The following is an 11,956-nucleotide window of genomic DNA, read 5'->3' as shown; positions in this document are numbered from 1 at the left end:
GACACAGAGACGCTTCGTTCGCGCGGTTCCACTCTGCTTAGGCTAATAAAGCCTCTACTCTACTCTAATAACGGAAGAGAATCCGCCTTTGCCTACTCCATAAAATGTTTGGACAAAGGACTCAAAGGTGCATTTCAAAAACATTAAAACCATAAGTCACTTTCAGCCTTTGGTGACTCTCTCTAATATGGGAATGTTTTTTACTTCTCCTTCTCAACGTTTTAATAATGATATGGTTCACTATATTACAGAATGAATGAGATGTTAACTATTTTGCACAAAAATTAGTAATTTATTTTACTGCTCCTTCTAAACGAGCGAGTACTGTTTCTTTTCCTAAAAGTGCAATTGCCTGTGGAAGTTCTGGACCATGAGTTTGACCAGTTGTTGCAACACGGATTGGCATGAATAGCTTTTTGCCTTTATGTCCTGTTGCTTTTTGAACAGCTTTAATAGAGCTTTTAATACTTGCTGGCTCAAAGTCTTCAAGACTGTTAATTTCCTGGGCAAAGGCCTTCATTACTTCTGGTACTTGTTCTTCATTTAGCACTTCTTGTGCTTCTTCATCATATTCAATAGATGTTCTAAAGAACAAATCTGTAAGCTCAATAATTTCTGCTCCAAAGCTTAGTTGGTCTTTGTAAAGAGCAATTACATCATATACCCATTGCTTCTCTTGGTCACTCATCTCTTCTTTTACTTTACCTGCTTTAACAAGGTGTGGTAAAGCAAGGTCAACAACTTCATCTGTTGAAAGTTCTTTAATGTATTGATTGTTCATCCATTTTAGCTTTTTCATATCGAAAAGAGCCGGTGATTTGGATAAACGACTTGGGTCAAAGATTTCAATGAACTGTTCTTTTGTAAATAGCTCTTCTTCTCCTTCTGGTGACCAACCAAGTAGAGTAATAAAGTTAAATAATGCTTCAGGAAGATAACCAAGGTCTTTGTACTGTTCAATAAATTGGATGATAGACTCATCACGCTTACTCAGTTTACGACGACTTTCATTAACAATAAGCGTCATATGACCAAATTTTGGTGCTTCCCATCCAAATGCATCATAAATCATAAGTTGCTTTGGTGTATTTGAGATATGATCGTCACCGCGAAGAACATGAGACATTTTCATAAGATGATCATCAATAGCAACCGCATAGTTATATGTTGGAATACCATCTTTTTTCACTATAACAAAGTCACCAATACCATCTGATTCAAATGCAACTTCGCCTTTTACCATGTCATCAAATTTGAATACGCGCCCTTCTGGCACTTTGAAACGAATGCTTGGTTTACGGCCTTCTGCCTCTAGTGCTGCCCGATCTTCTGCTGTAAGATGACGGCATTTATTAGAATAACGAGGTGGCTTGCCTTCCGCAATTTGAGCTTCACGTTCTGCTTCTAGCTCTTCTTCCGTACAGTAGCAATAGTAAGCTTGCTCGTTCTCCATAAGCTGTTTTGTATATTTTGCATAAATGTCATTACGCTCTGACTGACGATATGGACCATATTCGCCACCAACATCAATGCTTTCGTCCCACTCAATACCTAACCATTTCAAGTATTGAAGCTGGCTTTCTTCTCCACCTTCGATGTTACGTTTTTGGTCAGTATCTTCAATACGGATAATAAATTTACCGTTGTGTCCTCTTGCAAATAAATAGTTAAAAAGCGCTGTTCTTGCGTTTCCGATATGTAAATGACCTGTTGGACTAGGTGCATAACGTACGCGAACTTCGTTTGACATGAAACTCAACCTCCAGTAATTTACGTATAAATGCAGTATAAATATTTTTGCTATATGCTTTTAGAAATGATATAGTAATATGCCTATTTTATCACCAAATGCTTATCTTTCAAACTCTGTAAAATTATTTCCCTTGTAAAAGAACGGCTGCCTGTGAAGCAATTCCTTCCTCACGTCCTGTAAACCCTAATTTCTCTGTTGTTGTAGCTTTTACATTGATTTGATCTTTTGTTGCTTTTAATAGCTCAGCAATGCGTGCTCTAATCTCTTCAATATATGGAGCCATTTTTGGTTTCTGGGCAATGATTGTACAATCTAAGTTTCCTAATGTATAACCCTTTTCTTCTACAATTCCCCAAACATGCTGAAGTAATTTAGCTGAATCAGCATCCTTAAATGCTTCATCCGTATCAGGAAAATGCTTACCGATATCTCCTTCTCCAACTGCCCCTAAAATGGCATCTGAGATTGCATGAAGCAATACATCTGCATCTGAATGCCCAATAAGGCCTTTATCGTGTGGAATATTTATTCCACCTATAATAAGAGGACGATCTTCTGCAAATTTATGAACGTCAAATCCTTGTCCAATTCTTATATTCATGTTAGTTTTCTCTCCTTTATCTTCTGTGCTTCTAAAATAGCTTCTGCATAAATTAAATCTTCAGGAGTTGTTAACTTAATATTGTTATAACTTCCTTCAACAATTGTCACGTCTTCTCCTACTGCTTCTACAAGACTAGCATCATCCGTACCTAAGTAGTTCTTTTCTTGAGCTTTTTCATGTGCATATTGAATTAATGACAAAACAAAAGCTTGTGGTGTTTGAATAGCCCACAAGCTTGAGCGCTCTACTGTATCAATGACTTTACCATTTCTCACTCGCTTCATTGTATCTTTAACAGGGACTGCTAGGACAGCGGCTTTACTCTCACTTGCCTCTTCTACGAGATGATGGACATGCTCTTGCTCAATGAAAGGACGAGCTCCGTCATGAACAAGAACAATTCCCTCTTCGTCTGTTAAGATTTTTAGTCCATTGTAAACACTATGCTGTCGTTCACTTCCACCCTTAACAATTTCTGATACTTTGCGAATATTGTTCACTTCAATAAGTTCTTTGAAAAGATCTACTTCTTTTTCGTTAACGACGATGATGACTTTTCTACACCATGGGTCTTGTTCAAAAACTTGCAGTGTATGCACAATTACCGGACGGTCTTGTAGGTTAATAAATTGCTTATTTATCCCTTTTTTCATCCTTTTTCCCTGGCCCGCCGCGGGAATAACTACGTCGTACTTCATCTTTTTTCTCCTCTTCCCTTTGATCCCTTCATAAAGCTTTCTCTAATAGCTTGGGTTTCGCAAAAATCATGCGACCTGCAGAAGTTTGAAGAACACTTGTTACAAGAACATCAATACTCTTTCCGATATAGTTGCGCCCTTCTTCTACAACAATCATTGTACCATCATCTAAATATGCAATACCTTGATTCTGTTCTTTCCCGTCCTTAATCACTAGAACATGCATTTCTTCACCAGGAAGAACAACAGGCTTAACGGCATTTGCTAAATCGTTAATATTGAGTACGCTAACTCCTTGAAGTTCACATACTTTATTTAAGTTAAAATCATTTGTGACAACAACCCCAGAAGTTAGCTTTGCTAATTTGACAAGCTTGCTATCTACTTCTTGAATATCTTCAAAATCTCCCTCGTAGATTTCAACCTTAATCGCAAGCTCCTTTTGAATGCGATTTAAAATATCCAATCCACGACGCCCTCTGTTTCTCTTTAATACATCTGATGAATCAGCAATATGCTGGAGCTCTTCTAAAACAAACTGGGGAATAACAACAATTCCCTCTAGAAAACCTGTTTGACAAATGTCAGCAATACGCCCATCTATAATAACACTTGTATCTAAAATCTTGAACGTTTTTTCTTGTGTAGTTGTTTCCTCTTCCACTTGCTTTTTCTTTCCCATGCGAGATGGAATCGAGAACAAATTAACAAGCTCATCTCGTTTCTTAAAGCCAACTTGGAAACCTAGGTAGCCAAGAAGAACAGTGAGGAAAATAGGTAATACAGTACCGACCATTTGCAATTGAATCTTGCCTAAAGGAATGCCCGCTAAATATGCGAGAATAAGTCCAAAAATAAGTCCTAAACTACCAAATAAAACATCTGTTGCAGGAGCTTTGACTACAGATTCCTCAACCCTTTTAATAAAATTAACAACATAATCGACAGCCCAAAAAGTTACAGCATAAAAAATGATAGCTCCCAATACAGCAAGAACGTATGAGTTTTGTAAAAACGTAACTCCTTCAAGTCCTAACAAGCTTGTTATGTTATCTGCAAAAACAAATCCAAGCGTTCCACCTGTGACAAGAAAGAAGATTTGAATTATACGTTTTAGCATACATTCACCTCCCTTTATCATTATAAACAGTTTAGCTCATTCAAAACCTGCTAGTTAACAAATTCAATTATTTGTAAATAAATTGTCATGTTTCACACAGTTTTCGACAAATACTTTCTTCTTTTATAAATGACGATTATATAGATGCTGTTGTTTCAGAGTTTTTAAACCTTCTTTAATTTTTTTTGCTCTAATTTCTCCAATACCTTCCACTTCATCCAGTCTATCTACAGATGCATCACTAATTCGCTTTAAACCACCAAATTCTTGAATTAAATTTTCAATAATAACACTTGGGAGTCTAGGGATTTTATGGAGCATTCGATAGCCTCTTGGTGCAACTTGATCATCAAGGCTTGTATATAGAGGGTATCCCATTAAACGAAGTAATGTTTGGTCATCAAGAAGCATTGTATTAGATAAATCTTGGAGTTTGTTGACAATCTTATAAGAATCTTTTTCCGGGTCATACATATAGTCTTGAACAAGCAGAACTACTTCTTCTTGGAAATGAGAAAGAAGTTCATTCATTTGAAGCCTCACAAGTCTTCCTTCAATCCCTAATTCACTTACATAATTTAAAATTTCATGCTTAATCCGTAATACCATCTCAATACGATGAAGGACTTGAATAACATCTGCATGTGTTACTTGTTCTTCAAATTCTAGAGAACTTAAGCTATCAACAGATTCATCTAGCACTGTTTTATATTTCTCTAATGTCTCCAATGCTTGGTTTGCTTTTGCTAAAATAACACTAATCTCTCTTAATACATATTGAAGTTGTCCTTTATAAAGAGTAATAACATTCCTACGCTCAGAAATAGCAATAACAAGATTTCCTGTCTGTTTTGCGGTTCTTTCTGCTGTACGATGGCGCATTCCTGTTTCAGAGGAAGAGATAGAAGGGTCTGGGATAAGCTGCGTGTTGGCATATAAAATCTTATTTCCTGACTCACTTAAGATAATAGCTCCATCCATTTTAGCAAGTTCATACAGGTGGGCTGGAGAGAAAGAACAGTTGATTGAAAATCCACCATCAACAATTTTTTTTACTTCCTCAGTGTTGCCTAACACAATAAGTCCTCCTGTTTTGGCACGCAGAACGTTTTCAATACCTTCTCTAATCGGTGTCCCAGGAGCAACAAACTGGAGAATTTCAGTCATTTGTTTCTCATTTATTCTTTCCCCGTCCATCTTATGTTCTAACCTCCCAACGTATATTTTAGTGCTTCTGATACGGTTTCAACTCCAATAATTTCTATTCCAGCAGGTGCTTCCCATCCTCCAATATTCTTGGCTGGAATAATGGCACGTTGGAACCCAAGTTTTGCTGCTTCCTGAATACGTTGTTCAATCCGTGATACGCGGCGAATTTCACCCGTTAATCCTACTTCACCAATGACAACATCAACAGGATTAGAAACTTGATCTCTAAAGCTCGAAGCAATACTCACGGCAACAGCTAAATCAATAGCAGGTTCATCTAATTTCACACCACCTGCTACTTTTAAATAAGCATCCTGATTTTGGAGCAGTAAACCAACTCGCTTCTCTAATACAGCCATAATAAGCGAAACTCTATTATGATCTACTCCTGTTGCCATTCTCCGTGGATTACCAAAGCTCGTTGGACTAATAAGGGCTTGAAGTTCTACTAATACAGGGCGCGTTCCTTCCATCGAAGCTACAACAACAGATCCCGCTGCTCCTTTTGAACGTTCTTCAAGGAAGATTTCAGATGGATTCAATACCTCTTGAAGACCAGCTTCTTTCATCTCAAATATTCCCATTTCATTTGTAGAACCAAAACGGTTTTTAACCGCACGTAAGATACGATACGTATGATGACGTTCCCCTTCAAAATAAAGAACGGTATCTACCATATGCTCAAGTAAACGAGGCCCTGCAATCGATCCTTCTTTAGTAACATGACCAACGATAAAAATTGGTATACTATTTGTTTTAGCAACCCTCATTAGTTCACCTGTACATTCACGAACTTGCGAAACGCTTCCAGGAGCAGATGTAATATCTGCATGATAAACCGTCTGAATAGAATCAACTACAACAAAGTCAGGCTTCATTTCATTGATAGCGTCTAAAATCATCTCCAAATTTGTTTCTGCATGAACAAAGAGATGATCTGCTGTAACTCCTAATCGGTCTGCTCTTAGCTTTGTCTGCTTTGTTGATTCCTCTCCTGAGATGTAGAGAACTTTATGCTTTTGATCTGCAAGCTGTGCTGAACATTGCAATAAGAGAGTAGATTTCCCAATTCCAGGATCTCCTCCAATTAAAACAAGGGACCCTTTTACAATTCCTCCACCAAGGACACGGTTTAGCTCAGAGGACTTAGTAAAAATACGCGGTTCCTCAACTGTTTTAATTGTTGTAATAGCTTCTGGTTTTCTTTTTACTGAAGAAGAAACAGCTCCAGAGAACGCTCCTCGTCTTCCTGTTTGAACATGTTCCACTTCTTCCACCATTGTGTTCCACTTTCCACAACCAGGACATTTCCCCATCCATTTGGCAGATTCATATCCACAATCTTGACACATAAATTTTGTCTTTTTCTTTGCCATACTGTGTTCCTTTCTGTCTAAGAAGTAATAATAGCAACTAAGGCATACGTTAACTATCTCCGTATGCCTTAGTGTAAATGTTTCTATTATGAACTTGGCTGTGCTGCTTTAACGGTAAATTCACCATCTTTTACATCAAGCACAACTTTCTGCCCTTTTTGTACATTCCCTTTTAGAAGCTCCTCAGATAAACGATCTTCTACATGACGCTGAATAGCGCGGCGTAGCGGTCTTGCTCCGTATTCTGGATCAAATCCTTCTTCAGCAATTTTGTTTGCAGCTTCTTCTGTTAGTTCAAGCTCAATATCTTGCTCTTTTAGACGCTTGATAAGTTGGTCTGCCATTAGCGTAACAATATAACGTAAATGCTCTTTTTCTAATGAGTGGAAAACAATCATCTCATCAATACGATTTAGGAATTCTGGACGGAAAGCACGTTTTAATTCATCCATTACTTTGCCTTTCATATCCTTGTAGTTCTCACTTTCATCTTGCACATTGAACCCAACGTACTTGTTTCGTTTTAGTGCTTCTGCACCCACATTTGAAGTCATAATAAGAACTGTATTTCTAAAGTCCACTGTACGGCCTTTAGAATCTGTAAGACGTCCATCTTCTAGTACTTGAAGTAAGATATTAAATACATCTGGATGTGCTTTTTCTACTTCATCAAGAAGAACAACTGAATAAGGCTTGCGTCTTACTTTCTCTGTAAGCTGTCCGCCTTCTTCATATCCAACATACCCTGGAGGTGATCCAACTAGACGAGATGTTGAATGTTTCTCCATGTATTCTGACATGTCAATTCGAATCATTGCATCTTCCTCACCGAACATTGCTTCTGCTAATGCACGAGCAAGTTCTGTTTTACCAACACCCGTTGGTCCTAGGAAGATGAAAGAACCAATTGGACGTTTTGGATCTTTTAATCCAGCACGAGCACGACGAACTGCTTTTGAAACAGCTTTAACTGCTTCGTCTTGCCCAATTACTCGAGAATGTAAGATTTCTTCTAGTTTAAGCAAACGTTCTGTTTCTTCCTGTGCTAGTTTAACAACTGGAATTCCAGTCCAGCTAGATACAACCATTGCAATATCATCAACTGTGACTTCAGAGTTTTCTTGTCCTTGCTTTTCTTTCCACTCTTTTTTCGTTTGTTCAAGCTCTTCGCGAAGACGTTGCTCTGTATCACGTAGAGATGCTGCTGTTTCAAACTCTTGGCTTTGTACAGACGCGTCTTTTTCTTTACGTACTGTTTCAAGTTTAACTTCAAGCTCTTTTAAATTCGGCGGCGTTGTGAATGAACGTAAACGTACTTTCGAACCTGCTTCATCAATCAAATCAATCGCTTTATCTGGTAAGAAACGGTCTGAGATATAGCGATCTGAAAGGCTAACAGCAGCTTCAATAGCTTCATCAGTAATAGATACACGATGATGCGCTTCATAACGATCACGAAGCCCTTGTAGAATTTGAACAGATTCATCTGCTGTTGGCTCATCAACTTGAATTGGTTGGAAGCGACGCTCAAGCGCTGCATCTTTTTCGATATATTTGCGATATTCGTCTAGCGTTGTCGCTCCGATACATTGAAGCTCTCCACGTGCTAGAGAAGGTTTTAAAATATTAGAAGCATCAATGGCACCCTCTGCTCCACCTGCCCCAATTAGTGTATGAAGCTCATCAATGAACAAAATAATGTTTCCAGCTTGACGAATTTCATCCATAACCTTTTTCAAGCGATCCTCAAACTCTCCACGATATTTTGTTCCAGCTACAACTGTTCCCATATCTAACGTCATTACACGCTTATCTCTTAAAATCTCAGGAACTTCGTTGTTTACAATTTGTTGTGCTAATCCTTCTGCAATTGCTGTTTTACCAACACCAGGCTCTCCAATTAACACAGGATTATTTTTCGTACGACGACTTAGTACTTCAATGACACGCTGTATTTCTTTGCTACGGCCAATAACAGGATCAAGACTTCCTTCACGAGCAATAGCTGTTAAATCACGTGCTAATCCATCTAACGTTGGTGTGTTAGCATTTGGTGTTCCACTTCCTTGGTGATTTGCATTTGCTTCATTGCTACCAAGAAGCTGAAGTACTTGCTGACGAGCTTTATTTAAGCTCACTCCTAGATTATTTAAAACGCGAGCGGCAACACCTTCACCTTCGCGGATAAGACCTAATAAAATGTGCTCTGTGCCTACATAAGAATGACCAAGTTTACGAGCTTCATCCATGGAGAGCTCAATGACTTTTTTAGCTCGAGGTGTATAATGAACAGTTTGAGCTACTTCTTGGCCACGACCAATTAGGGATTCTACTTCTTTTTGAACTTTATCAGTACCTAAGTTAAGTGCAAGTAGAGCTTTTGCCGCAATCCCTTCACCTTCACGAACGATTCCTAGTAGGATATGTTCTGTACCAATATTGTTATGTCCAAGACGAAGTGCTTCCTCTTGGGCTAATGCTAATACTTTCTGAGCGCGCTCTGTAAATCTTCCAAACATCATCCTTCATCACTCTCCATCCGATTTCGATTGTCTTTTTCTAACTGCAAGCGTTCCCTTATTAAAGATGCCCTTCTAATGTCCCGCTGATTTGGACGAAGAGGTCCACCTGCATATTGCTGTAGGAAACCTGGCTGCGTTACAACCATAAGCTCGTTTAGGATGCTTCTCGTAATGCCTTCAATATAGCCAAGATCAATACCGAGTCTAACATCCGATAAACATTGAGCGGCTTCTTTAGATTCTATTATACGCCCATTGGTTAATACTCCATATGAGCGGTATAAACGATCTTCAAGCTCAATACTTGATGTATGTACAAGGGCTTCCCTTGCTGATCGTTCATGAGCAATAAGCTGTTTTACAACACTTTGTAGATCACTTACAATGTCTTCTTCACTTTTCCCTAAAGTGATCTGATTAGAAACTTGAAATATATTTCCTAAAGCTTGACTTCCTTCACCATAAGTCCCTCGTACAACAAGTCCTAGCTGGTTGATAGCTGGCACAATCTTATTAATCTGTTGAGTTAGAACTAAAGCTGGTAAATGTAGCATAACAGATGCACGAAGTCCTGTGCCAACATTAGTTGGGCAACTTGTTAGATACCCCATTGTCTCATCAAAAGCATAACCAGCTCTTTCTTCGATCCAATCATCTAATTCCATTGCCAAACGAAGAGCATTATCAAGCTGAAACCCTGGGAATAAACATTGTATTCGTAGATGATCTTCTTCATTCAACATAATACTTACTGATTCATTCTGTGATAGAATGCAAGCCCCTTCTTCGGACTGCTCAGCAAGATAAGGACTAATAAGATGTTTTTCTACTAATACTTTCTTTTCAAGAGGCTCTAATTCCTTCATTTCTAACAATTCAAAATCCCATCGTGTAGGACGATTCATAATTTTTTCTTTTACAAAGGTTACAACACTTTCTCCTTCTTCTTGAGCAATTATCGGAAAAACATAGTCTTCAAAGTTACGTGCTAACCGAATTCTTGTGCTTAATACAATGTCAGAATCCGGTCCATCACTGTTCATCCATGGACTGATGGCCTGATTTAAGAAATGGTTTAATGACATTGATTAAGACTCTCCTCTCTTTTGATCTAGCTGACGATTCAGTTCCCTAATTTTATCACGTAATTTTACAGCCTCTTCAAACTCCTCTGCTTCTACGTACTGTTTTAACTTCGCTTTTAAATTTTCTAATTCCTTTTTTAATTGAATATTTTCGCCTGCTCTTTGCGGAATCTTTCCACGGTGAAGAGAATTCCCCCCCTGCAAACGTTTTAGAAAAGGAGTTAATTTCTGTTGAAATGCTTGGTAGCAATGAGCACAACCAAAACGTCCAACCTTAGCAAACTGTTTATATGTCATTTTACAATGAGGACAGTGTAATGGAGCTTGTTGAAATGATTTTTCAGCTTCTTTAAAAGCAGAATCAAAATTTAACAATCCTGCAAGCAAATCATTCATAGAAAAGGTTTCATGATCTGAGAGCATAAACAAGTCTCCTCGCTCTTTTGCACACTTTTCGCAAAGATGAATTTCCTGCTGGTGTCCATTTGATACTTCAGTAAAATGAATAGCAGCTTCTCTCATATGACATTGTTGACAAATCAATCCTTACTCACCTCACACTTCTTGTCACTTTGTAAAAAATACATTAACCTATCTCTAATCTTATTAACATACTTTCTTATCGATGCTGTAAAGCTAGCAGCATAGCTTTTAACATTCTAGCACGAAGCTGATCACGATGATGAGGATCAACATTAAGAACAGAATTATCAATAACACTTAACATGACTCTTGCTTCTCTCTTTGTGATGAACTCCTCTTCAACTAGGCGAATGATTAAACTTTCAGCAGTTGATTGAGATACTCGTTCATTTACCATTGCAAGTACTTGATTAAAAAGATCTAAGTAGTCATTAGATTGTACTTTGATAATCCTAATAAAGCCTCCACCACCACGTTTACTTTCCACTACATACCCGCGTTCAACGGTAAAGCGTGTGTTGATCACGTAGTTAATTTGGGAAGGGACACATTGAAACTTATGAGCAATTTCACTACGTTTAATTTCTACAATATCTTGGTCACTCACATCTAAAACTTCTTTTAGATACTGTTCAATAATGTCAGAAATATTTCGCACCCTTTCCCCTCCTGACTTTGACTATATTTGACTTTTATAATAATAGTAATGCTTTTTATGTAAAATTGCAATAAAATCGAACGCAAGGTACTACTTCTATAGTTTCCACTTTTCATTACTTCAAAACGTTCTTTATAACAATTATATTATATAGAATACAAAAAAGACTGATCTATAAAAGATCAGCCTTTTTTGTATGGTGCCTGGCAACGTCCTACTCTCACAGGGACAAAGTCCCAACTACCATCGGCGTTCAAGAGCTTAACTTCTGTGTTCGGCATGGGAACAGGTGTGACCTCTTGGCTATGGTTACCAGACTATATAAAGTTGTTCACTCAAAACTAAATAACAAGGCAAGGAAAAACATATCCGATTATGATCAATTCTTAGGTTAAGTCCTCGATCGATTAGTATTAGTCAGCTCCACATGTCGCCATGCTTCCACCTCTAACCTATCTACCTGATCGTCTCTCAGGGATCTTACTTCCGAAGAATGGGAAGTCTCATC

The 11,956-nt window shown here is 38.0% G+C and carries 10 protein-coding genes, 2 rRNA genes and 1 other annotated feature; all 12 genes read right to left on the bottom strand.

Going from position 1 to position 11,956, the window contains the following annotated elements; all coding sequences use genetic code 11:
- Positions 1-2: 2 nt before the first annotated feature.
- Positions 3-226: a binding site (T-box leader), on the bottom strand.
- A gap of 66 nt (positions 227-292) precedes the next feature.
- On the bottom strand, positions 293-1,750 hold the full coding sequence (gltX, locus tag BM012_RS23255; RefSeq protein ID WP_061802632.1) for a glutamate--tRNA ligase: 1,458 nt from the start codon (positions 1,748-1,750) through the stop codon (positions 293-295).
- Positions 1,751-1,874: 124 nt separating this feature from the next.
- Positions 1,875-2,354, bottom strand: coding sequence for a 2-C-methyl-D-erythritol 2,4-cyclodiphosphate synthase (gene ispF / locus BM012_RS23250; protein ID WP_061802631.1), 480 nt, complete (start codon positions 2,352-2,354; stop codon positions 1,875-1,877).
- Positions 2,351-3,055, bottom strand: a complete 705-nt coding sequence (gene ispD, locus BM012_RS23245) for a 2-C-methyl-D-erythritol 4-phosphate cytidylyltransferase (protein WP_061802630.1) — start codon at positions 3,053-3,055, stop codon at positions 2,351-2,353. The genes ispF and ispD overlap by 4 nt, the downstream gene beginning before the upstream one ends.
- A gap of 28 nt (positions 3,056-3,083) precedes the next feature.
- On the bottom strand, positions 3,084-4,175 hold the full coding sequence (locus tag BM012_RS23240) for a PIN/TRAM domain-containing protein (protein ID WP_019394095.1): 1,092 nt from the start codon (positions 4,173-4,175) through the stop codon (positions 3,084-3,086).
- 123 nt (positions 4,176-4,298) lie between these two features.
- Positions 4,299-5,372, bottom strand: a complete 1,074-nt coding sequence (disA, locus tag BM012_RS23235) for a DNA integrity scanning diadenylate cyclase DisA (RefSeq protein ID WP_061802629.1) — start codon at positions 5,370-5,372, stop codon at positions 4,299-4,301.
- Positions 5,373-5,380: 8 nt separating this feature from the next.
- Positions 5,381-6,760: a DNA repair protein RadA gene (gene radA / locus BM012_RS23230; protein WP_040056365.1), complete on the bottom strand. Its 1,380-nt coding sequence runs from the start codon at positions 6,758-6,760 to the stop codon at positions 5,381-5,383.
- Positions 6,761-6,846: 86 nt separating this feature from the next.
- A complete protein-coding gene (gene clpC / locus BM012_RS23225; protein ID WP_061802628.1) occupies positions 6,847-9,282 on the bottom strand; it encodes an ATP-dependent protease ATP-binding subunit ClpC in 2,436 nt (811 codons plus the stop codon).
- Positions 9,279-10,367: a protein-arginine kinase McsB gene (locus tag BM012_RS23220; protein ID WP_061802627.1), complete on the bottom strand. Its 1,089-nt coding sequence runs from the start codon at positions 10,365-10,367 to the stop codon at positions 9,279-9,281. Before BM012_RS23220 ends, clpC begins: the two co-directional genes overlap by 4 nt.
- Before the next feature lie 3 nt (positions 10,368-10,370).
- Positions 10,371-10,910 carry a protein-arginine kinase activator protein McsA gene (locus BM012_RS23215; RefSeq protein ID WP_061802626.1) on the bottom strand — a complete coding sequence of 180 codons (540 nt, stop codon included), beginning with the start codon at positions 10,908-10,910 and terminating at the stop codon, positions 10,371-10,373.
- A 76-nt stretch (positions 10,911-10,986) separates the two neighbouring features.
- Positions 10,987-11,448 (bottom strand): CtsR family transcriptional regulator, encoded by a 462-nt coding sequence (locus BM012_RS23210; protein WP_061802625.1) that lies wholly within the window; start codon positions 11,446-11,448, stop codon positions 10,987-10,989.
- Between the two features lie 201 nt (positions 11,449-11,649).
- Positions 11,650-11,765, bottom strand: a 5S ribosomal RNA gene (gene rrf, locus BM012_RS23205).
- A gap of 70 nt (positions 11,766-11,835) precedes the next feature.
- Positions 11,836-11,956: ribosomal RNA gene (locus BM012_RS23200) — 23S ribosomal RNA — on the bottom strand; the annotation flags it as partial.

Origin of the sequence: Priestia endophytica DSM 13796, assembly GCF_900115845.1 — a bacterium.
Taxonomy (GTDB): Bacteria; Bacillota; Bacilli; order Bacillales; family Bacillaceae_H; genus Bacillus_I; species Bacillus_I endophytica.
The sequence above is the reverse complement of the archived record's forward strand: the minus strand, read 5'-3'. Positions and strand labels throughout refer to the sequence as shown.

Bases quoted from the DNA above. Each gene is read 5' to 3' on its own strand.
- BM012_RS23220 (WP_061802627.1), bottom strand. From the start codon at position 10,367: ATGTCATTAAACCATTTCTTAAATCAGGCCATCAGTCCATGGATGAAC.
- BM012_RS23240 (WP_019394095.1), bottom strand. From the start codon at position 4,175: ATGCTAAAACGTATAATTCAAATCTTCTTTCTTGTCACAGGTGGAACG.
- ispD (WP_061802630.1), bottom strand. From the start codon at position 3,055: ATGAAGTACGACGTAGTTATTCCCGCGGCGGGCCAGGGAAAAAGGATG.
- ispF (WP_061802631.1), bottom strand. From the start codon at position 2,354: ATGAATATAAGAATTGGACAAGGATTTGACGTTCATAAATTTGCAGAA.
- clpC (WP_061802628.1), bottom strand. From the start codon at position 9,282: ATGATGTTTGGAAGATTTACAGAGCGCGCTCAGAAAGTATTAGCATTA.
- disA (WP_061802629.1), bottom strand. From the start codon at position 5,372: ATGGACGGGGAAAGAATAAATGAGAAACAAATGACTGAAATTCTCCAG.
- gltX (WP_061802632.1), bottom strand. From the start codon at position 1,750: ATGTCAAACGAAGTTCGCGTACGTTATGCACCTAGTCCAACAGGTCAT.
- radA (WP_040056365.1), bottom strand. From the start codon at position 6,760: ATGGCAAAGAAAAAGACAAAATTTATGTGTCAAGATTGTGGATATGAA.